Raw genomic sequence first — 21,114 nt, forward strand, 5'->3', positions numbered from 1 at the left:
GCGTCGGTTTCGATCACCACGTCACCGACGTTATCGACGTAGTAACTGTCGAAACCACCGCCACCGATCATGGTGTCGGCCCCGAGGCCGCCGTCCAGGGTGTTGGCCTGTTCGTTGCCGGTGATGCCGTTGTCCAGTTCGTTGCCGGTGCCGTTGACTGTATTGAGGCCGGTCAGAGCGAGGTTTTCGACGTTGGCGCCCAATGTGAAGGCCACGGAGCTTCGAACCGTGTCGATTTCACTGGCAAGGGTGCTGGTTTCCGTGACCGTATCACCGAGGTTGTCGACGATGTAGGTGTCGTTGCCCGCGCCACCGATCAGGGCATCTGCGCCCTGACCGCCGTCGAGGACGTTATCGCCGGCTGTGCCGATGATTGTATTGCTCGATGCATTACCGGTGCCATTGAGGTTGGCGACGCCAGCCAGCGTCAGGTTCTCCAGGTGCGCCCCGAGAACGTAACTGATGGAGGAAACGACGGTGTCGGTGCCCATGCCCGGATAATCGAAAATAACGTCCCCGGCATTGTCAACGTAGTACGTGTCGTTGCCTGCGCCACCGTACATGGTGTCTGCGCCGCCATTGCCGTTGAGTACGTTATCCAACTCGTTGCCATACAGAATGTCATCGAAATTCGAGCCGATGGCGTTTTCGATTTTTGCGCCATACGCAATCGCAAGACCGTTATTGATGAGACTTGCCGTTGACTGGTCGACAAACGCCTTGCCGATCTGGCTGAACGTACCTTCATTCAGATTGAGGGTTACGGCCGCCAGTTGGTTGCTGCCATCGAGGGTGTCGATGCCGCCACCATCCCAAATGGTTTCGAAAATTGACTGGTCAGAAGCCCATGAGTAGACGTTGTTTCCGGTCTGCCACTGCATGTTGGCGCCATACAGGCTCTGAATCGCCAGGATGTCGAGCAGCATCGGCGTGGTCGGCTGATAGGAATAGTTGCTGTTGTAGCTCATCACTGTGTAGTGAGCATCGTCCAGCGCCGAGTCCAGCAGCGTCTTGTTGCTCGAACTGACATCGAATGGATGCTTGAGCCCGAGCGCGTGTCCGATTTCGTGGACAAAGGTCAGGTAGTCGTAGGTGCCTTTACCCGGATTCGGGTCGTTGGTCTCCGGGCCGATCCAGACATCGCCGGCGGTTGGATTGTTGGCCGGGAAGTAGCCCCAGGCAGCTGTCTGGTTATCCATCAACCGATAGCCGCCGAAGCGAAGGTCACCCACGTTGTTGATGTCATCGCTGGTTAGCGTGAAGCTGAGGTTGGCGACAGCACTCCAGGTGGCCAAGGCATTGGTCACCGCAGTTTTCTGCCCGCTCGTCAGTTCGTACAACGCGTTGTATTCGTTGTCAGGGCTGTAGTTAGTGATGAAGTAAGAGGTATTGGGCGCCATGAAGCTGTAGCTAAGGCTGGTCGGACCCGAAGCAGGCCAGTTTGCCCCCAGCCAATATGTTCCGGAGATCAGGCTGTCAGCGTACTTGTTGCCGGTCAGTGATGAAGGAAACGAAAATGAATACGATGAAGGTGTAGGCATGGTTTTCCCTGGGCGCTATGCGACCCATCCTGAATGCGGTCGCTACAAAAAAGAATCCGATTTTGCATGAGAATTTATAAAAATGACATCATTTGGCCACCATTTTCAGATTGGTGGCGTCAAATTACTGGCCTGGTTTTTTGTATCGGCTCCTGCAGTAGAATCCTTAGTAAGCGCCATCAGCCGTTTGTCGAGGATTCTTATGCCTGCAACCACCCCGTCGCTCATCCGCGAAACCTTCCCCGTCGGCCCGCTCCAGTGCAACTGCACCATCATTGGCGACCCTGCTACAAAGAAAGCCATCGTCGTTGATCCGGGTGGCAATCCGGATCTGATCATGGCGCGACTCGATGCTCACGGCCTTAAGGTCGTCAGCATCATCCACACCCACGCGCATCTCGATCATTTCCTCGCTTCCGGGCAGATGAAGGAAAAAACCGGCGCGACCCTGCATCTGCATAAGGATGACCAGTTCCTGTGGGACAACCTCGAGATGCAATGCCAGATGTTCGGTGTTCCCTACACGCCGGTGCCAGCGCCGGATCGCTGGTTGAGCGACGATGAAGAACTGGCCTGCGGTTGCGGCGTGGCCCTGCATACGCCGGGACATACACCCGGTTCCATGAGCTTTTGGTTTTCCGAGGCTAAGCTGTTGATAGCCGGCGATACGTTGTTTCGTCGCGGCGTAGGGCGCACGGATTTGTGGGGCGGCGATCAGGCGACCATCGTGCGTTCGATCAAGCAGCGGCTATATACGCTGGACGAGGATGCGACCGTGGTGACCGGTCACGGGCCGGATACGCGTCTGGGTGATGAAATGCGCGAAAACCCGTTCGTCAGGGCCTAAATATTTTGTCACGAGTGTCCGGCGGAATTTTTGTGCATTGTCATGATCAAACGCCCGCGCAGGTCCATTAACCAATTGGGCCGCTGCACCACAGAATGCGAAAACCAGGAGCTCTCCATGTTCACCACGCGTCGTTTGATTATTGTCGCTACTGCCGTGGCCGTGCTGTCCGGCTGCGCCTCGCCTAACCCGTATGACAATCAAGGCCAGGCCGACGGTGGCTCGCAAGGCATGAGCAAAACCGCCAAGTACGGCGGCCTGGGTGCTCTGGCCGGTGCGCTTGCCGGCGCCGCTATCGACCACAACAATCGCGGCAAAGGTGCCTTGATCGGTGCCGCCGTGGTGGGCGCTTCCGCTGCCGGTTACGGCTACTACGCCGATCAGCAGGAAAAGAAACTGCGCGCGAGCATGGCCAATACCGGTGTTGAAGTGCAGCGTCAGGGCGATCAAATCAAACTGATCATGCCGGGCAACATCACTTTCGCCACCGATTCGGCGAATATCGCTTCCAGCTTCTACCAACCGTTGAACAACCTCGCGGGCTCGTTGAAAGAGTTCAGCCAGAACCAGATCGAAATCGTTGGCTACACCGACAGCACGGGCAGCCGCCAGCACAACATGGACCTGTCCCAGCGTCGTGCACAGAGCGTGGCGACTTACCTGACCTCGCAAGGTGTCAGCGGTGCCAACCTCTCGGCCCGTGGCGCCGGTCCGGATAACCCGATTGCCAGCAACGGTGACGTGAATGGCCGGGCGCAGAACCGTCGCGTTGAAGTCAACCTGAAGGCGATTCCGGGCCAGCAGTATGGTGGTCAGCAGCAACAGCAGCCGGGTACGGTTCAGCAGTATCCGTAAGCGCTTGCCTGAATGAAGAAATGCCCGGTCCGGTGATCGGGCATTTTTTTGTCTGGCCTGTGTCAGCCCCTTCGCGAGCAGGCTCGCTCCCACATTTGAAATGCATTCCCCTGTGGGAGCGAGCCTGCTCGCGAAGGGGGCATAACAATCAGGCACAAATCATCGGACACAAAAAAGCCCCCGGACACATCACTGTCCGGGGGCTTTTGGTTTGTCAGCGAAGGCTGATTACTTCTTCAGACCATAGTGCTCATCGAGCATGCCCGGCGAGTTCGGGGTCTTCGGTGCGTAGTCGCGTGGCGGCTCCTGATCGCGCGGTGGCGTCAGGCGTTCGCGTGGCGCGACTGCCGCGTCAGCGTGCAGGGCAGCGATCAGGCGCTGGCGGGTCTGCTCGTCCAGGGCCAGACGATTGGCGCCCTCGGCGAGATGGTCCTGCACTTCCTGATAGCTCTGGGTCAGTTTCTTGACCAGCATCGCGGTGCTGTTGAAGTGGGTGACCACCTCGTTTTGATAACTGTCGAAACGCTCCTGGATATCATCCAGTTGACGCTGCGTACGGCTCGGCGCGGCGTTCGGTGCAACGCGCGCGATCAGGAATCCAATGGCGACACCCACAACCAGGGCAAGAGTCGGTAACAACCAAACTAAGAGCGAGTGTTCCACGAGTCCTTCCTCTATAAACGGCTTTGCTTTACGTTAACGGCTCGAACCTGCGCTGTATACCGCGATTCACTCGCAATAGATTGGCACAGACAATTTGCTAGACGAGTCGACCCGATTCGAGGTCACGGAGTTCCTTCCTTGCTGATGCGTGAAACCCCTGTAGTGATTGACGGCCCGGTGGGTCAACTTGAGTCTCTGTACCTGGATAACGAGCAGCCAATCGGCATCGCGCTGATCTGCCATCCGAACCCCGTGCAGGGCGGCACCATGCTCAACAAGGTCGTCTCGACCCTGCAGCGCACCGCGCGCGACGCGGGCCTGATCACCTTGCGCTTCAACTATCGCGGCGTTGGTGCCAGCGAAGGTTCGCACGACATGGGTACCGGTGAAGTCGACGATGCCCAGGCTGCCGCCGCATGGCTGCGGGAAAAACACCCGGATCTGCCGCTGACCCTGTTCGGTTTCTCCTTCGGCGGATTTGTTGCAGCAAGTCTCGGCGGTCGACTCGAAGCGCAGGGCGTACAGCTCAAGCACCTGTTCATGGTTGCGCCGGCGGTGATGCGTCTGGGCGAGCAGGATCAACTGCCGCAGCAGGGTGAACTCACGGTGATCCAGCCGGAAACCGACGAGGTCATCGATCCGCAGCTGGTTTACGACTGGTCGGAAAAACTCCAGCGCCCCCATGAGCTGCTGAAAGTGGCAGAATGCGGACACTTTTTTCATGGCAAGCTGACCGATCTCAAGGATCTGATCCTGCCGCGTCTCTCGAATTGATTGCAGTCTGACAAGCGATTACCCATGACGAACCGTACCCGTATCCTCACCGGCATCACCACCACCGGCACGCCGCACCTGGGCAACTACGCCGGCGCCATCCGCCCGGCGATCCTTGCCAGCCGCGACAGCAATGCCGATTCGTTCTACTTTCTGGCCGACTACCACGCCCTGATCAAATGCGATGACCCGCTGCGCATCCAGCGCTCGCGTCTGGAAATCGCCGCGACCTGGCTGGCCGGTGGCCTCGATGTCGACCGCGTGACGTTCTACCGCCAGTCCGACATCCCGGAAATCCCTGAGCTGACCTGGCTGCTGACCTGCGTCGCGGCCAAGGGTCTGCTCAACCGTGCGCACGCTTACAAGGCGTCGGTGGACAAGAACGTTGAAACCGGTGAAGACCCGGATGCCGGCATCACCATGGGCCTCTACAGCTACCCGGTGCTGATGGCCGCAGACATCCTGATGTTCAACGCGCACAAGGTGCCGGTCGGTCGCGACCAGATCCAGCACGTCGAAATGGCCCGCGACATCGGCCAGCGCTTCAACCACCTGTTCGGTCAAGGCAAAGAATTCTTCACCATGCCCGAAGCGCTGATTGAAGAGAGCGTGGCGACGTTGCCTGGCCTCGACGGTCGCAAGATGTCGAAGAGCTACGACAACACCATCCCGTTGTTCTCCAGCGCCAAAGAGATGAAGGACGCGATCTCGCGGATCGTCACCGACTCCAAAGCGCCAGGCGAAGCCAAGGATCCTGACAACTCGCACCTGTTCACCCTGTTCCAGGCTTTCGCCACGCCAGCGCAGGCTGACGAATTCCGCAGCGAACTGTTGGGCGGTCTGGGTTGGGGCGAGGCGAAGAGCCGTCTGTTCCAGCTGCTCGACAACGATCTCGGCGAAGCGCGCGACAAGTATCACCAGTTGATCGAGCGCCCGGCAGATCTGGAAGACATTCTGCAGATCGGTGCGAAAAAGGCCCGTGCCGTGGCAACGCCGTTCCTCAACGAATTGCGCGAAGCCGTTGGCCTGCGCTCCTTCGTCAATCAGGTTCAGGTTGCTGCCACCACCAAGAAGAAAGCCGCGAAAGCCGCGCGTTTCGTCAGCTTCCGCGAAGACGACGGCAGCTTCCGTTTCCGTCTTTTGGCGGCCGATGGTGAGCAACTGCTGTTGTCGCGCAACTTCGCCGACGGCAAAACCGCAGGGCAGGTGACCAAGCAACTGCAATCCGGCCAGCCGCTGGACGTGCGCAGCGAAGACCTGAGCTTCAGCGTGTGGCTGGAAGGCGAGTGCGTTGGCGACAGCCCGGCATTCGCCGACGCTGCTGCGCGGGACGCGGCCATCGAGGCGCTGCGCGTTGCGCTGACCCCGGTTCAGGACTAATCGGCGGCACGGTCCGACCAAGGGCCGATTGCCATTCCCACGGGCCGTCGCTACAGTGACGGCCCGTTTTTGTTGCCTTGCTAACGAATTATGACGCCCCTAGAACGATACCAAGCTGATCTGAAACGCCCGGACTTCTTCCATGACGCCGCGCAGGAAACTGCTGTGCGTCATTTGCAGCGTCTGTACGAGGATCTGATCGCCGCCGATCAGAACAAGCCGGGTCTGCTGAGCAAACTGTTCGGCAAAAAGGATCAGACGCCGGTCAAGGGCCTGTATTTCTGGGGCGGCGTAGGTCGCGGCAAGACTTACCTGGTCGACACCTTCTTCGAAGCGCTGCCGTTCAAGGAAAAGACCCGCACCCACTTCCACCGCTTCATGAAGCGCGTGCACGAAGAAATGAAAACCCTCGGCGGCGAGAAAAACCCGCTGACCATCATCGCCAAGCGCTTCGCGACCGAGTCGCGGGTAATCTGCTTCGATGAGTTCTTCGTTTCCGACATCACCGACGCGATGATCCTCGGCACGCTGATGGAAGAACTGTTCAAGAACGGCGTGACCCTGGTCGCGACCTCGAACATCGTTCCGGACGGTCTGTACAAGGACGGTCTGCAACGTGCGCGCTTCCTGCCGGCGATTGCGCTGATCAAGCAGAACACCGAGATCGTCAACGTCGACAGCGGTGTCGACTACCGTCTGCGTCACCTCGAACAAGCGGAGCTGTTCCACTACCCGCTCGACGAAGCCGCTCACGAAAGCCTGCGCAAGAGCTTCAAGGCACTGACACCGGAATGCACTGCCGCGGTCGAAAACGATGTGCTGATGATCGAGAACCGCGAAATCCGTGCCCTGCGCACTTGCGACGACGTGGCCTGGTTCGACTTCCGCGAACTGTGCGACGGCCCGCGTAGCCAGAACGACTACATCGAACTGGGCAAGATCTTCCACGCCGTGCTGCTCAGCGGTGTCGAGCAGATGAGCGTCACCACCGACGACATTGCCCGCCGCTTCATCAACATGGTCGACGAGTTCTACGACCGTAACGTCAAGCTGATCATTTCTGCTGAAGTCGAGCTAAAGGACCTGTACACCGGCGGCCGTCTGAACTTCGAATTCCAGCGCACGCTGAGTCGTTTGCTGGAGATGCAATCGCACGAATTCCTGTCGCGGGCGCACAAGCCTTAAACAGAATCGGCAAAGAAAAAGGGCCTGCAATTGCAGGCCCTTTTTTTATATCCAGAATTCACCGCAATACCCTGTAGGAGTGAGCCTGCTCGCAATAGCGGTGGATCAGTCACATAAGTACTGCATGGACGGACGCAATCGCGAGCAGGCTCACTCCTACATGGGTTTGTGTATGGGCAGAGGGCTACGCAGCCTGCTGAAACTGCTGCCGATACTGGTTCGGCGACAGCTCCGTATGCTGGCGGAACAACCGCGCAAAGAAACTCGCGTCGTCGTAGCCGACCTCATAACTGATGGTCTTGATGCTTTTGCGGCTGCCGGACAGCAAGCCTTTCGCGGTCTCGATACGCAGCCGTTGCAAGTAATGCAGTGGCTTGTCACCGGTGGCGGTCTGGAAGCGCCGCATGAAGTTGCGGATGCTCATACCGTGCTCGCGTGCGACATCTTCGAAGCGGAACTTGTCGGCGAAGTGTTCTTCGAGCCAATGCTGGATCTGCAGAATGATCACGTCCTGGTGCAGCTTTTGCCCACCGAACCCGATACGCCCCGGCGCATAGCTGCGCTGCACTTCATAGAGAATATCGCGAGCCACCGCTTGCGCGACGTTGGCCCCACAGAAACGCTCGATCAAGTAGATGTACAGGTCGCAGGCTGACGTGGTGCCGCCGGCGCAATACAAGTTGTCGGCATCGGTCAGGTGCTTGTCCTGATTGAGATAGACCTTGGGAAAGCGCTCGGCGAAGGCATTGAAGAAGCGCCAGTAAGTGGTCGCTTCCTTGCCGTTGAGCAGGCCGGCCTCGGCCAGCCAGAACACCCCGGTGGCTTCGCCGCACAACACCGCGCCACGGGCGTGCTGTTCACGCAGCCACGGCAACACTTGGGGGTAACGGCCGCACAGCGTGTCGAAATCGTCCCAGAACGCCGGGAGGATAATGACATCGGCGTTTTCCAGACCGCCGTCGACCGGCATCACGACGTCACTGAAGCTGTTCACCGGTTTGCCGTCGGGGCTGACCAAGCGCGTTTCAAACGCCGGTGTCAGGCCGTGGCCCAGTTGTTTGCCATAACGCAGGCTGGCCAGATGGAAGAAATCCTTGGCTTGCATGAGAGTGGAGGCGAAAACCCGGTCGATTGCCAGGATGCTGACGCGCCGCAAGGGCGTGGAGACTTGCTTGGACATAATTCAACTTTTGTTTTGTTTTTATAAGGGAAAGTGGTCACCAGACGGCTGGATCGTCTTATTTTTTGTCGGATGTGTCCAGTGTCCTGTGTCAGAAGGGAGGCTTAGTCTCTGAAGGTCATCTCACTCCAACAAGAAAGAAAGGTGCCGCATGATCCCCAGAACCTTGTTCAGCTCCGAGCACGAATTGTTCCGCGACAGCGTACGAACCTTCCTCGAAAAAGAGGCCGTGCCGTTCCATGCGCAATGGGAGAAACAAGGCCATATCGACCGCAAACTGTGGAACAAGGCGGGGGAGGCGGGGATGCTCTGCTCGCACCTGCCGGAAGAATATGGCGGGCTGGGGGCGGACTTTCTTTACAGCGCGGTGGTGATTGAGGAGGTTGGGCGATTGGGCCTGACCGGCATCGGTTTCTCGTTACACTCGGACATTGTTGCTCCTTACATCCTGCATTACGGCAGTGAAACGCTGAAGCACAAATACCTGCCGAAACTGGTCTCGGGCGAGATGGTCACGGCTATCGCGATGACCGAGCCGGGGGCGGGTTCCGATCTGCAGGGCGTCAAGACCTCCGCCGTGCTGGACGGTGACGAGTACGTGATCAATGGTTCGAAAACCTTCATTACCAACGGCTTTCTCGCGGATCTGGTGATCGTCGTCGCCAAGACTGATCCGAAGGCCGGCGCCAAGGGCACCAGCCTGTTTCTGGTTGAAGCGAATACGCCGGGCTTTGAGAAGGGCAAGCGCCTGGAGAAGGTCGGCATGAAGGCGCAGGACACCTCGGAGCTGTTCTTCCAGGATGTGCGCGTGCCGAAGGAAAACCTTCTGGGGCAGGCTGGGGCAGGGTTTGCTTATCTGATGCAGGAGTTGCCGCAAGAGCGTCTGACGGTGGCGATTGGCGGCTTGGCCTCAGCCGAAGCGGCGTTGCAGTGGACGCTCGATTACACCCGTGATCGCAAGGCGTTCGGCAAAGCGATTGCCGACTTCCAGAACACGCGCTTCAAGCTGGCAGAGATGGCGACTGAAATCCAGATCGGCCGGGTGTTCGTCGATAAATGTCTGGAGCTGCACCTGCAAGGCAAGCTGGATGTGCCGACAGCGGCGATGGCCAAGTACTGGGGCACTGACCTGCAATGCAAGGTGCTCGACGAATGCGTGCAGTTGCATGGCGGCTACGGTTTCATGTGGGAATACCCGGTGGCCCGGGCGTGGGCGGATGCGCGGGTGCAGCGGATTTATGCCGGCACCAATGAAATCATGAAGGAGATCATTGCGCGGTCGCTTTGAAATTCTGGTGACGGTCAGACCGCTATCGCGAGCAGGCTCACTCCTACAGGGAAATGCGTTCCAGAATGTAGGAGTGAGCCTGCTCGCGATTGGCTCTATGAATCAATCACGGTGCAGGGTTCGGATGATCCTTGTGAATCGCCTCAATCCCTGCCAGCACTTCATCGGAAAGCTTCAGATCGAAACTGGCAATGTTGCTGTCCAGTTGCTCAAGCGTCGTCGCCCCAATGATGTTGCTGGTGACAAACGGCTGCTGCGTCACGAACGCCAGGGCCATTTGCGCCGGATCCAGACCGTGTTCACGGGCCAGCGCCACATAACGGCTGCACGCTGCTTCCGACTGCGCATTGAAATAGCGGCTGAAGCGACTGTAGAGGCTCAGGCGACCTTTCGGCGGACGCGCGCCACCTTCGTACTTGCCTGACAGGAAACCAAACGCCAGCGGCGAATAGGCGAGCAGGCCGCATTGTTCGCGGATGGCGATTTCCGCCAGGCCGACTTCAAAGCTGCGATTGAGCAGGTTGTACGGGTTCTGGATCGACACTGCGCGCGGCCAGCCACGGGCCTCAGCCAGTGCCAGAAAACGCATGGTGCCCCACGGGGTTTCGTTGGACAGGCCGATGTGGCGGATCTTGCCGGCCTTCACTTGCTCGTCGAGGGCTTCGAGGGTGTCTTCGAGGGGAGTCAGGTTGGCTTCGATCTTGTGTTTGTAGCCCAGTTGTCCGAAAAAGTTGGTGCTGCGCTCCGGCCAGTGCAACTGGTACAGATCGATGTAATCGGTCTGCAGGCGTTCGAGGCTGGCGTCCACCGCTGCGGTGATGTGCTGGCGGTTGTGGCGCAGGTTTTTGTCGCGGATGTAGTCGATGGTGTTGCCGGGGCCGGCGATCTTGCTGGCGAGGATCCAGTCGGCGCGGTCACCGCGACTTTTGAAGTAATTGCCGATATAGCGCTCGGTGGTGGCATAGGTTTCGGCTTTCGGCGGCACCGGGTACATCTCGGCGGTGTCGATGAAATTGATCCCGGCTTCTTTGGCCCGTTCGATCTGGGCGAAGGCTTCAGCTTCAGTGTTTTGCTCGCCCCAGGTCATGGTGCCGAGGCAGATTGCACTCACGTTCAGGTCGGTACGGCCTAGCTGGCGATAGTCCATCGGGTGCTCCTTGGGCAAAACAATCATAAAAGCAGGTTGAAATATTTTTCGCAATCTGCATAATTGCCGACCTCTTTCTGCAGTGGAAGTGATGCGCCGCCGCCGAAGAATCTTGCCGTTGAACGGACGCGCCGACCCGAGCCCCCGAAAGCGTCTGTATCCGGCTGCCTTTGACTTGTCAAAGTACGCACTATTCAGTAAGATCCGCCGTCTAATTTACAGGGCGGCCCCTGAGGCTATAAAGAATGAAAACTTTTACTGCTAAACCGGAAACAGTAAAGCGCGACTGGTTTGTCGTCGACGCTGCTGGTCAGACCCTGGGTCGTCTGGCCACCGAAATCGCGAGCCGTCTGCGTGGCAAGCACAAGCCTGAGTACACTCCTCACGTTGACACCGGCGACTACATCGTCGTAATCAATGCTGAGCAGATTCGTGTTACCGGTGCTAAAACCACTGACAAAATGTACTACTCCCACTCCGGTTTCCCGGGCGGCATCAAGTCGATCAACTTTGAAAAGCTGATCGCTAAAGCCCCTGAGCGCGTGATCGAGACCGCGGTTAAAGGCATGCTGCCTAAAAACCCACTGGGTCGCGACATGTACCGTAAGCTGAAAGTCTATGCGGGCGCTGCACACCCACATACTGCTCAGCAGCCCCAAGAACTGAAGTTTTAACGGAATAGTACATTATGTCGGCGACTCAAAATTACGGCACTGGCCGTCGCAAGACCGCAACCGCACGCGTTTTCCTGCGTCCGGGTACTGGTAACATCTCCATCAACAACCGTTCGCTGGAAAACTTCTTCGGCCGTGAAACTGCCCGCATGGTAGTTCGCCAGCCGCTGGAGCTGACTGAGACTGTCGAGAAGTTCGACATCTACGTCACCGTGATCGGCGGTGGTGTAAGTGGTCAAGCTGGCGCAATCCGCCACGGCATCACTCGCGCTCTGATGGACTACGACGAAACCCTGCGTGGCGCTCTGCGCAAAGCTGGCTTCGTTACTCGCGACGCCCGTGAAGTTGAACGTAAGAAAGTTGGTCTGCGTAAAGCGCGTAAGCGTCCGCAGTACTCGAAGCGTTAATTCCGCTTCCGCGTTCAAAAAGAACGCCCGCCTCCTCACGGAAGCGGGCGTTTTTTTATGCCTGTGATTTATCAAAGAATTGCGCTGCGACAACTTGCCACTTCCGTAGACCCCCTATACTGCAAGGCTTGAGGGTACGAGCTCCGGGTAATTCCCTTGTCAGAATTGGGGCTTTTCATTACCATCTCGGCAAAATTTTTATAAGTAACATTGATTTATTTAGTAGACGCCTGATTTAACAGGCCACAAAAGCTGATGGGAGAGGACTGAATGAGCAATGACGGCGTGAATGCAGGCCGGCGTCGCTTCTTGGTAGCAGCCACATCCGTGGTGGGTGCTGCAGGAGCGGTGGGGGCTGCGGTCCCGTTCGTGGGGTCATGGTTTCCCAGTGCCAAGGCGAAAGCCGCCGGTGCACCGGTGAAAGTGAATGTCAGCAAAATCGAGCCAGGACAGCAGATGATTGCTGAGTGGCGCGGCCAGCCGGTGTTCATTGTCCGCCGTACCGAGGAAATCCTGGGGAATCTCAAGAAGATCGAGGGCCAGCTCTCCGATCCAACCTCCAAAAACTCCACGCAACCCACCTATGTCGACCCTGAAGTGCGCTCGATCAAGCCGGAAATTCTGCTGCTGATCGGGATCTGCACGCACCTGGGTTGCTCGCCAACTTTCCGTCCCGAAGTGGCACCTGCGGATCTGGGCAAAGACTGGGTCGGTGGCTATTTCTGCCCTTGCCACGGTTCCCACTACGATCTGGCTGGCCGCGTCTACAAGTCGCAACCTGCGCCTTTGAACCTGCCAGTTCCCCCGCATTCCTATGAGACCGATGACCTGATTGTCATTGGCGTCGATACGGAGAAAGCGTGATGAGCAAATTCATGGATTGGGTTGATGCGCGCTTTCCTGCGACAAAAATGTGGGAAGACCATCTCAGCAAGTATTACGCGCCAAAAAACTTTAACTTCTTCTATTTCTTCGGCTCCCTGGCGCTGCTGGTGCTGGTCAACCAGATCGTCACCGGTGTCTGGTTGACGATGAGCTACACGCCGTCGGCAGAAGAAGCCTTCGCCTCCGTTGAATACATTATGCGTGACGTCGAGTACGGCTCGATCCTGCGTCTGCTGCACTCGACCGGCGCTTCGGCGTTCTTCATCGTGGTTTATCTGCACATGTTCCGTGGCTTGCTCTACGGCTCGTACCAGAAACCGCGTGAGCTGGTCTGGGTGTTCGGCATGCTGATTTACTTGGCGCTGATGGCCGAAGCCTTCATGGGTTATCTGCTGCCGTGGGGCCAGATGTCCTACTGGGGTGCCCAGGTGATCATCTCGCTGTTCGGTGCGATTCCGGTCATCGGTAATGACCTGACTCAGTGGATTCGTGGTGACTACCTGATCTCCGGGATCACCCTGAACCGCTTCTTTGCCTTGCACGTTGTCGCGCTGCCGATCGTGATTCTCGGCTTGGTGGTGCTGCATATTCTGGCGCTGCACGAAGTCGGTTCGAACAACCCTGACGGCGTCGACATCAAGAAGCACAAAGATGAAAACGGCATCCCGCTGGACGGCATTGCCTTCCACCCGTACTACACCGTGAAAGACATTGTCGGTGTTGTGGTGTTCCTGTTTATCTTCTGCTTCATTGTGTTCTTCTTTCCGGAAATGGGCGGCTACTTCCTCGAAAAACCAAACTTCGAGCAAGCCAACCCATTCAAGACGCCAGAGCATATTGCGCCGGTTTGGTACTTCACACCGTTCTACGCAATCCTGCGCGCGATCCCGGACAAGCTCATGGGCGTGATCGCCATGGGGGCGGCGATTGCGGTGCTGTTCGTACTGCCGTGGCTGGATCGCAGCCCGGTGAAATCGATGCGCTATAAAGGCTGGCTGAGCAAAATCTGGCTGGTGGTGTTCTGCATTTCGTTCGTGATTCTCGGCATTCTCGGTGTGCTTGCGCCGACGCCTGGGCGAACCTTGCTGTCGCAGGTCTGCACCTTCCTGTACTTCGCCTACTTCATTCTGATGCCGTTCTACACCAGGCTCGAGAAGACCAAACCGGTTCCGGAAAGGGTGACTGGCTGATGAAAAAGTTATTTTTTGCTCTGATTTTTGCTGCGTTGCCTGTCCTGTCTTTCGCTGCTGAACACGGTGGTCCGGAGCTGGAAAAAGTCGACATCGATGTCTCCGACAAAGCTGCCCTGCAGGACGGTGCGCGCACCTTCGCCAACTATTGCATGGGCTGCCACAGCGCCAAGTTCCAGCGTTATGAGCGCGTCGCCGATGACCTCGGTGTGCCGCACGAACTGATGCTGGAGAAGCTGGTGTTCACCGGCGCCAAGATCGGCGATCACATGAACATCGGCATGCAGCCGGCGGATGCCAAGACCTGGTTCGGCGCGGCACCACCGGATCTGACCCTGGTTGCTCGCGTGCGCGGCACCGACTGGCTCTACGGTTACCTGAAGTCGTTCTACGAAGATCCGGCACGCCCATGGGGTGTGAACAACAAGGTCTTCCCGAACGTCGGCATGCCTAACGTGCTGGTCGGTCTGCAAGGTCGCCAGGTTGTTGGCTGCAAGCAAGTACAGATCGTCGAAGACGGCAAGAAGCAATATGATCCGCTGACCGGTACGCCTCTGACCCATGAAGCGTGCGATCAACTGACCATCGTGCCGAAATCCGGTGCTCTGAACGAAGAGCAGTTCGATGAGAAGGTCAAGAATCTGGTAACCTTCCTGGCTTACTCGGCTAACCCGGTTAAGCTGCAACATCAGCGCATCGGTACTTATGTCTTGCTGTACCTGGCGTTCTTCTTTGTGTTCGCCTACCTGCTCAAGCGTGAATACTGGAAAGACGTGCACTGATACGCTTCAAGCATTGCTGTTAATCGCGCGCGCCCAAGGGCGCCTCCGATAACGCAACGTCTGGTCAGCCAGAGGTTGCGGGAGGCGCCCTCTGGGCGCGCGCGTTTTTCCGGTTCCGATAATTTCAACAAGCGAGGAGGATCGCCATGGGCGTGACCAATCGGTTGGCCTGTTACTCCGACCCCGCCGACCACTATTCCCACCGAGTGCGCATTGTGCTTGCAGAGAAGGGTGTCAGCGCCGAGATCATTTATGTGGAAGCTGGTCGTCAGCCGCCTAAACTGATTGAGGTAAACCCTTACGGCAGTCTGCCGACGCTGGTCGATCGTGACCTGGCGTTGTGGGAGTCGACCGTGGTGATGGAATATCTGGATGAGCGTTACCCGCACCCGCCGTTGATGCCGGTTTATCCGGTGGCGCGTGCCAACAGTCGTCTGCTGATTCATCGTATTCAGCGCGACTGGTGTGGTCTGGTGGATCTGATTCTGGATCCCAAGTCCAAAGAGGCCGCGCGTGTCGTGGCGCGCAAGGAATTGCGTGAAAGCCTGACCGGCGTGTCGCCGCTGTTTGCCGACAAGCCGTTTTTCCTCAGTGAGGAACAAAGTCTGGTGGATTGCTGCCTATTGCCAATACTCTGGCGTTTGCCGATTCTGGGTATTGAACTGCCGCGGCCGGCCAAGCCGCTGCTTGATTATATGGAGCGCTCGTTTGCGCGTGAGGCTTTCCAGGCGAGTCTGTCTGGTGTCGAACGCGATATGCGCTAAGGCTTAAGGAGCCGCTATGAACTCCAGTCGACCTTATCTGGTCCGCGCGCTCTATGAGTGGATTGTTGATAACGATTGCACCCCGCACATGCTGGTCAATTCCGAATACCCGGCGGTGCAGGTGCCGCAGGGTTTCGCCAGTGACGGGCAGATTGTCCTGAACATCTCGCCAAGCGCTGTGCGTCATCTGCACATGGACAACGACGTGGTGACCTTCGAAGGTCGCTTCGGTGGCGTCCCGCACAGTCTCTACGTGCCGATCAGCGCGATCCTGGGTATCTATGCCCGGGAGAACGGTCAGGGCATGGTGTTCGATATCGAGTCACCAATGGATGACGAGGATGACATTGAGCCGGATGACGACCTGCCGCCACCGGATAGCGAGCCACCGCGCCCTAGCGGTCGGCCGAGTTTGAAAGTGGTGAAGTAATAAAAAAGGCGATCCGGATGGATCGCCTTTTTTGTGCGCGTTACAAAACCAACAGAGATCGTGAATCAGTCGATGTACTCGAACAGCTTCACGATTTTCTGTACGCCAGAAACGCCCTGAACCAGATTGGTTGCCTGAGTCGCTTCCTGTTTGGTCAGCAGACCCAGAAGGTAGACGATGCCGTTCTCGGTCACGACCTTGATGCGCGAGCCAGGGATGCTGGCGTCGGTGAGCATCTGGGTCTTGATCTTGGACGTCAGCCAGGTGTCGTTCTGGCGCGCCAGGAAGCCGGACGGCGGTATGACTTGCAGTTCGTTATGAACGGTTTTTACCCGTTGGACCGCCGCTGCCGCCTGTTCAGCTTTGGCTTTCAGGTCTGCGCGAGGTGTCTGGCCGGCCAGCAGTACGACACCGTTGAAGCTGGTGACGACGATGTGCGAATCGTTGTCCAGTGCCGGGTCGGCTTTGGCCACGTTCACGCCCACTTTGGTTTCAATCAACGAGTCGTCGATCTTGCTGCCGAAGGTGCGGGTGCCGCGGTCGTCATCAATCGGCGCTTCACGGCTGGCGTTCACCACCGAGGTGCAGCCGCTGATGCCGAGGCACAGGGTCAAGGCCAGAAGGCCAAGGCGATTAGGGGTCATTCTTCACTCCCGAACAGTTGGCTGTCGATCAGATCGCAAAGGCAATGGATCGCCAGCAAGTGGACTTCTTGAATACGTGCAGTGACATTGGCCGGTACGCGAATCTCGACGTCCTCGGGCAACAGCAGCGACGCCATGCCGCCGCCATCGCGTCCGGTCATAGCTACGACAATCATTTCGCGATCATGTGCGGCCTGGATCGCTTGAATAATGTTCGCCGAGTTGCCGCTGGTCGAAATCGCCAGCAAGACATCGCCTGGCTGACCGAGCGCACGGATCTGTTTGGAGAACACTTCGTTGTAGCTGTAATCGTTGGCGATCGAGGTGATCGTCGAGGTGTCGGTGGTCAGGGCGATCGCCGGCAGGCTCGGGCGCTCGCGCTCGAAGCGGTTGAGCAACTCGGAGGAGAAGTGCTGGGCATCGCCGGCCGAGCCGCCGTTGCCGCACGAAAGCATTTTGCCTTCGTTGAGCAGGGCGTTGACCATGATCTGGCTGGCTTGCTCGATGTGCGGTGCAAGTACGTCCATCGCCTGTTGCTTGGTGTCGATACTGGCCTGGAAAAGCTGGCGAATTCGGGATTGCATGTCCATCTGTGTGACCTTAAGTAGCGCGGCTGTCCGGCACATGAATGTGCAGCCCGCAAAGCAAAGAGCAAAATTTGTCGGTGGGATTGTCCGGGTCGCAACGCCGACGATCAACTGTCGAAAGCATTCTGCAACCAGTTCAGCTGATCCGGATGGCTGTCGATGGCCACCACGTCGAAGCGGCAAGGGGAATTGGCCCAACGCGACTCGCGCTGAAGAAAATACTGCGCAGCGAAAATCAGTTTCTGCTGCTTGCGCCCATCGATGCTAGCGAGCGCGCCACCCCATTGAGTGTTTTTTCTGTAGCGAACTTCAACGAATACTACTGTATCGCCATCAAGCATGACCAGATCAAGCTCGCCGCGTTTACAAAACCAGTTCTGCGCCAGCAGGCGCAGACCTTGTTGTTGCAGATGCTCGAGCGCCTGGCGCTCGGCATCCTTGCCGCTTTGCGAGCGTGACCTGTCAGGCATCAGCGCGGGGTGTCCGGCAGGCGCTGCACCTGGCCGCTGACGAACTGTGCCCAAGGCAATTGACGCACGACGCGTTGGGTCTGGGTCATGCCGAGGCTGCCCGACTCACCGTCGATACGGCTGTCCGGCAGTGCTTTGAGCTGGCCCAGGCGCGGAGCCAGACGATAGGCATCCACACCCATCGCGTACAGGCGCCCGAGGCTGCCAGCGGCTTGTGGCCACTGCGCAACCACTTGCTGGCGCAGTGGGTCGCTGGTGTCCAGCAGCCATGGGGTTTCGCAGAAGCGAATGCCGTTCATGTCGTTGTACTGGTTGACGTCGCCGCTGGCGCTGTAAACGTGCGAGGTCGCGTAAACCGGAACGTCACCGGCGTACTGGAAGTTCAGGGTCGGCTTGATCTGCTGCGCCTGTTGCGGCGTTGCGGCCAAGAAGATGAACTCGATGTCCTGACGACGCGACGGCTGCGCGGCTACGTTGGTGCCAGCGGCATTTTGCAGGCTCTTGGCACGGGCCTCGCTCTGACGCAGTTGGAACATATCGGCGATCTGCTGGGCCAGTTGCACCGGCTGATCAACACGTTCGGTCGCTACGATGCTGCCGCCGTTAGCCTGCCAGTCCTGACTGAATGCGCGCAGTACGCGGTCGCCCCATTCGCCTTTCGGCACCATGATCGCGGCGCGGTGCAGGCCATCGGCGCGAGCGCGGCGCGAGACTTCGCGGGCTTCGTCTTCCGCGGCCAGGCCGAACTGGAACAGTTGCGCCGGACCTTGATCGCCTTCGCTGTAGTTCAGGGCGAGGGTGGTGATCGGCAGTTGCGGGCGAGTGCTCAGTTGTTTGACCAGTGGTTTTTCCAGCGGACCAACGACCAGTTGCACGCCGTCAGCCTGAGCCTTGCGGTAGAACTCGTCCATCGAGGTCAGTTTCGAGCTGTCGTAGAACTCGATCGCCGGCGGCTTCTGCCCGGCTTGTTGGGCCTGGTAGTGCGCAGCCATGAAACCTTCACGCAGTGCCTTGCCGACGGCGGCCAATTGACCGTCCTGCGGCAGCAGCAGGGCGATTTTGCTTAGCGGCTGGCTGGCCAGTTCCTTGAGCTTGGTCAGCGGCAGCGGCAGGTTGATTGCAGCCGGGTGCTTTGGATTCTGCGCGCGCCAGGTATCGATCGCGGCTTGCTGTTGTTCCAGGGTGCCGGCGGATTTCACCGCCATTGCCAGACCCATCCAGCCGCCGAGGTCGTCGGTGGTGTTGGGTTGCAGTTGATCAGTTGGCAGCGAGCCAATCAGGGTCCAGATCGCTTCGTGGTTCTTGCTCGCGGCTTCGCCTTGCAGCATCGGTGCGATGAACACGCGCTCGCGGGCGGCAGCCAAAGTCTGGCCATCGGCTTCAAGGGCGCGGGCATGCACGGTGCCGGTGCGCACTTGCTGCTCTTCAGGCATCTCGCCCAAATGTTGCAGGCTTGGATGGCTCAGGGCAGTCAGCGCAGCTTTCGGCTGATTGCGGGTCATGGCCAGTTCGGCGTTCAGCGTGCTGGCAAAAATCTGCTGGCCGGGCTTGAGTTGCTCCATCGGCACTTGTTGCAGGATCTGCGCGGACTGACCGGCGTTGCCTTGGCGATAAGCCAGGTCTGCAGCACTCAGGCGCAACAGGGCGGCTTTTTCCGGGGTTTTCGCCTGGGTAGCCTGTTCGAGCAGTTGCTCGATGCTGGCATCCGGAGTCCGTGGAAGTTCGCCAAGGCTGGAGGAAGGGGAGCTGGCGCAAGCCGCCAACAGGGCAGCGAGGCAGAGGGCAGTGAACAGCCGCAGGCAAGCGATCATGTAAGTGTTCCTGATACTCGATCAAATTAGCGTCGAATTGTACCCAAGCACTGGCCGGGGCGCGATGTTACTAGTGTGAATCGGACAATTTAGCTGGAGTAAATGTTGCGGCGGCGCACAACGGCGTGCAAAACCGGGTTCGGCTTGAACGCATCGCAAGCCTCGTGACGCGCTACAATGGCCGCTTTTACCGATCACGAGGTGTGCGCTTTGACTGCTCCAGGTTCCCTGAATTCCGCTGCTGGCTCGCTTTATGTGGTGGCGACGCCCATCGGCAACCTGGACGACATCAGCGCCCGGGCCCTGAAGATCCTCCGTGAAGTGGCATTGATCGCTGCCGAAGACACCCGTCACTCGGCGCGCCTGATGCAGCACTTCGGGATTGGCACGCCGCTGGCCGCGTGTCACGAACACAATGAACGAGATGAAGGTAGCCGTTTTATTACCCGCTTGCTGGCCGGTGACAACGTCGCGCTGATTTCCGATGCGGGAACGCCGCTGATTTCCGATCCGGGTTATCACCTGGTGCGCCAGGCGCGCGCGGCCGGGATCAATGTGGTGCCGGTGCCGGGTGCCTGCGCCCTTATCGCCGCACTGTCGGCGGCCGGTCTGCCGTCCGACCGCTTCATCTTCGAAGGTTTTCTGCCGGCCAAATCGGTCGGGCGCAAGGCGCGACTGGAAGCCGTCAAGGAAGAGCCGCGCACATTGATCTTCTATGAAGCACCGCACCGCATTCTTGAATGCCTGCAGGATATGGAAGAAGTGTTCGGCGGTGAGCGTCAGGCATTACTCGCCCGGGAAATCACCAAAACCTTTGAGACGCTAAAAGGTCTGCCGCTGGCTGAGCTGCGCGCGTTCGTCGAATCCGACAGCAATCAGCAGCGCGGTGAATGCGTAGTGTTGGTGGCAGGCTGGACGGCGCCGGAGTCCGAAGACGCCGTCAGCAGCGAAGCGATGCGCATCCTCGATCTGTTGCTTGAAGAGATGCCGCTCAAGCGTGCCGCTGCGTTGGCCGCGCAGATCACCGGCGAGCGCAAAAACGTGCTGTATCAGGTCGCGCTGGATAAACAGAAAGGCGTGTAAGCCGTCGCCCATAGCGGTCTTGAGGCTTTTAGCGCTTGTTCTTCAGGCGCTCTGCCGTTAACCTTCGCGGCGGAGAGTCGATCGGACAGTCGCTGCCCTCTATGAAAATTAGGGGGGGGAGGAAAGTCCGGGCTCCATAGGGCGAAGTGCCAGGTAATGCCTGGGAGGCGTGAGCCTACGGAAAGTGCCACAGAAAATAACCGCCTAAGCGCTTCGGCGCCGGTAAGGGTGAAAAGGTGCGGTAAGAGCGCACCGCACGTCTGGCAACAGTTCGTGGCTAGGTAAACCCCACTTGGAGCAAGACCAAATAGGGTCCCAAGGCGTGGCCCGCGCTGGGACCGGGTAGGTTGCTAAAGATGTCCAGTGATGGCCATCGTAGACGAATGACTGTTCAAGACAGAACCCGGCTTACAGATCGACTCTCCACCTTTTTCTTTCCCTGCTTGAATCATTGGCAACAGGGCTGTGTAATATCAGCAGGCCTGCTCTGAAAGTTCGGCAGCGGCACACGCAGTAATAGCCATTTC

At 58.3% G+C, this 21,114-nt stretch carries 22 protein-coding genes and 1 other RNA gene; 15 read left to right on the forward strand and 8 right to left on the reverse strand.

The window, feature by feature from the left end:
- The coding region (locus CKW17_RS28295) for a M10 family metallopeptidase (protein WP_176470135.1) at positions 1 to 1,541 on the reverse strand (1,541 nt) is incomplete at its 3' end.
- Positions 1,542 to 1,743: 202 nt separating this feature from the next.
- On the opposite strand from CKW17_RS28295, the gene CKW17_RS28300 reads away from it, so the two are divergent.
- Both CKW17_RS28300 and CKW17_RS28305 read left to right on the forward strand, forming a co-directional pair.
- Entirely contained in the window at positions 1,744 to 2,388 is a 645-nt protein-coding gene (locus CKW17_RS28300; RefSeq protein WP_095123184.1) for an MBL fold metallo-hydrolase, read from the forward strand.
- Positions 2,389 to 2,505: 117 nt separating this feature from the next.
- On the forward strand, positions 2,506 to 3,243 hold the full coding sequence (locus CKW17_RS28305) for an OmpA family lipoprotein (RefSeq protein WP_016985153.1): 738 nt from the start codon (positions 2,506 to 2,508) through the stop codon (positions 3,241 to 3,243).
- A 228-nt stretch (positions 3,244 to 3,471) separates the two neighbouring features.
- Here CKW17_RS28305 and CKW17_RS28310 read toward each other — a convergent pair whose 3' ends face one another.
- Complete coding sequence (locus tag CKW17_RS28310) at positions 3,472 to 3,906, reverse strand: YhcB family protein (RefSeq protein WP_007917055.1); 435 nt, start codon at positions 3,904 to 3,906, stop codon at positions 3,472 to 3,474.
- A 144-nt stretch (positions 3,907 to 4,050) separates the two neighbouring features.
- Between CKW17_RS28310 and CKW17_RS28315 the strand changes: the two genes are divergently transcribed.
- From CKW17_RS28315 to zapE, 3 genes are all read left to right on the forward strand, one after another.
- Positions 4,051 to 4,680 (forward strand): alpha/beta hydrolase, encoded by a 630-nt coding sequence (locus CKW17_RS28315; RefSeq protein ID WP_038361122.1) that lies wholly within the window; start codon positions 4,051 to 4,053, stop codon positions 4,678 to 4,680.
- A 24-nt stretch (positions 4,681 to 4,704) separates the two neighbouring features.
- Positions 4,705 to 6,060 (forward strand): tryptophan--tRNA ligase, encoded by a 1,356-nt coding sequence (locus tag CKW17_RS28320; protein WP_077574485.1) that lies wholly within the window; start codon positions 4,705 to 4,707, stop codon positions 6,058 to 6,060.
- Positions 6,061 to 6,150: 90 nt separating this feature from the next.
- The gene (zapE, locus tag CKW17_RS28325) at positions 6,151 to 7,245 is read left to right on the forward strand and encodes a cell division protein ZapE (RefSeq protein ID WP_034156483.1); all 1,095 of its coding nucleotides are present in this window, start codon (positions 6,151 to 6,153) and stop codon (positions 7,243 to 7,245) included.
- Between the two features lie 184 nt (positions 7,246 to 7,429).
- On the opposite strand, the gene CKW17_RS28330 is transcribed toward zapE, so the two are convergent.
- Positions 7,430 to 8,326, reverse strand: a complete 897-nt coding sequence (locus tag CKW17_RS28330; protein ID WP_175555647.1) for a GlxA family transcriptional regulator — start codon at positions 8,324 to 8,326, stop codon at positions 7,430 to 7,432.
- A gap of 250 nt (positions 8,327 to 8,576) precedes the next feature.
- Between CKW17_RS28330 and CKW17_RS28335 the strand changes: the two genes are divergently transcribed.
- The gene (locus CKW17_RS28335) at positions 8,577 to 9,713 is read left to right on the forward strand and encodes an acyl-CoA dehydrogenase family protein (protein WP_095123186.1); all 1,137 of its coding nucleotides are present in this window, start codon (positions 8,577 to 8,579) and stop codon (positions 9,711 to 9,713) included.
- Positions 9,714 to 9,819: 106 nt separating this feature from the next.
- Here CKW17_RS28335 and CKW17_RS28340 read toward each other — a convergent pair whose 3' ends face one another.
- Positions 9,820 to 10,860, reverse strand: a complete 1,041-nt coding sequence (locus tag CKW17_RS28340; RefSeq protein WP_007917033.1) for an NADP(H)-dependent aldo-keto reductase — start codon at positions 10,858 to 10,860, stop codon at positions 9,820 to 9,822.
- 245 nt (positions 10,861 to 11,105) lie between these two features.
- Here CKW17_RS28340 and rplM point away from each other — a divergent pair, with 245 nt between their 5' ends.
- The 7 genes from rplM to CKW17_RS28375 all read left to right on the forward strand — a co-directional run bounded on the left by rplM (position 11,106) and on the right by CKW17_RS28375 (position 15,992).
- On the forward strand, positions 11,106 to 11,534 hold the full coding sequence (gene rplM, locus CKW17_RS28345; RefSeq protein ID WP_007917032.1) for a 50S ribosomal protein L13: 429 nt from the start codon (positions 11,106 to 11,108) through the stop codon (positions 11,532 to 11,534).
- 14 nt (positions 11,535 to 11,548) lie between these two features.
- Positions 11,549 to 11,941, forward strand: a complete 393-nt coding sequence (rpsI, locus tag CKW17_RS28350; RefSeq protein WP_008080273.1) for a 30S ribosomal protein S9 — start codon at positions 11,549 to 11,551, stop codon at positions 11,939 to 11,941.
- A 270-nt stretch (positions 11,942 to 12,211) separates the two neighbouring features.
- Positions 12,212 to 12,805, forward strand: coding sequence for a ubiquinol-cytochrome c reductase iron-sulfur subunit (gene petA / locus CKW17_RS28355; RefSeq protein ID WP_007917031.1), 594 nt, complete (start codon positions 12,212 to 12,214; stop codon positions 12,803 to 12,805).
- Positions 12,805 to 14,016 (forward strand): cytochrome bc complex cytochrome b subunit, encoded by a 1,212-nt coding sequence (locus CKW17_RS28360; RefSeq protein WP_095123188.1) that lies wholly within the window; start codon positions 12,805 to 12,807, stop codon positions 14,014 to 14,016. Before petA ends, CKW17_RS28360 begins: the two co-directional genes overlap by 1 nt.
- Entirely contained in the window at positions 14,016 to 14,798 is a 783-nt protein-coding gene (locus CKW17_RS28365) for a cytochrome c1 (RefSeq protein WP_038361065.1), read from the forward strand. Before CKW17_RS28360 ends, CKW17_RS28365 begins: the two co-directional genes overlap by 1 nt.
- 146 nt (positions 14,799 to 14,944) lie before the next feature.
- Complete coding sequence (locus CKW17_RS28370; protein ID WP_007917025.1) at positions 14,945 to 15,562, forward strand: glutathione S-transferase N-terminal domain-containing protein; 618 nt, start codon at positions 14,945 to 14,947, stop codon at positions 15,560 to 15,562.
- A 16-nt stretch (positions 15,563 to 15,578) separates the two neighbouring features.
- Positions 15,579 to 15,992: a ClpXP protease specificity-enhancing factor gene (locus tag CKW17_RS28375; protein WP_016985146.1), complete on the forward strand. Its 414-nt coding sequence runs from the start codon at positions 15,579 to 15,581 to the stop codon at positions 15,990 to 15,992.
- Between the two features lie 65 nt (positions 15,993 to 16,057).
- On the opposite strand, the gene CKW17_RS28380 is transcribed toward CKW17_RS28375, so the two are convergent.
- From CKW17_RS28380 to CKW17_RS28395, 4 genes are all read right to left on the reverse strand, one after another.
- Positions 16,058 to 16,636, reverse strand: coding sequence for a BON domain-containing protein (locus CKW17_RS28380; RefSeq protein ID WP_007917023.1), 579 nt, complete (start codon positions 16,634 to 16,636; stop codon positions 16,058 to 16,060).
- A complete protein-coding gene (locus tag CKW17_RS28385; RefSeq protein ID WP_007917022.1) occupies positions 16,633 to 17,226 on the reverse strand; it encodes a phosphoheptose isomerase in 594 nt (197 codons plus the stop codon). The genes CKW17_RS28380 and CKW17_RS28385 overlap by 4 nt, the downstream gene beginning before the upstream one ends.
- Positions 17,227 to 17,330: 104 nt before the next feature.
- Positions 17,331 to 17,693 carry a YraN family protein gene (locus CKW17_RS28390; protein WP_034156479.1) on the reverse strand — a complete coding sequence of 121 codons (363 nt, stop codon included), beginning with the start codon at positions 17,691 to 17,693 and terminating at the stop codon, positions 17,331 to 17,333.
- Positions 17,693 to 19,504, reverse strand: coding sequence for a penicillin-binding protein activator (locus tag CKW17_RS28395; RefSeq protein WP_095123190.1), 1,812 nt, complete (start codon positions 19,502 to 19,504; stop codon positions 17,693 to 17,695). The genes CKW17_RS28390 and CKW17_RS28395 overlap by 1 nt, the downstream gene beginning before the upstream one ends.
- A gap of 177 nt (positions 19,505 to 19,681) precedes the next feature.
- On the opposite strand from CKW17_RS28395, the gene rsmI reads away from it, so the two are divergent.
- Positions 19,682 to 20,587 carry a 16S rRNA (cytidine(1402)-2'-O)-methyltransferase gene (rsmI, locus tag CKW17_RS28400; RefSeq protein WP_095123192.1) on the forward strand — a complete coding sequence of 302 codons (906 nt, stop codon included), beginning with the start codon at positions 19,682 to 19,684 and terminating at the stop codon, positions 20,585 to 20,587.
- Positions 20,588 to 20,660: 73 nt separating this feature from the next.
- Positions 20,661 to 21,014, forward strand: an RNA gene (gene rnpB / locus CKW17_RS28405) — RNase P RNA component class A.
- The last annotated feature ends 100 nt before the right edge of the window (positions 21,015 to 21,114 follow it).

The organism is Pseudomonas sp. Irchel s3f10 (genome assembly GCF_900187515.1).
GTDB classification, from domain to species: Bacteria; Pseudomonadota; Gammaproteobacteria; order Pseudomonadales; family Pseudomonadaceae; genus Aquipseudomonas; species Aquipseudomonas tensinigenes.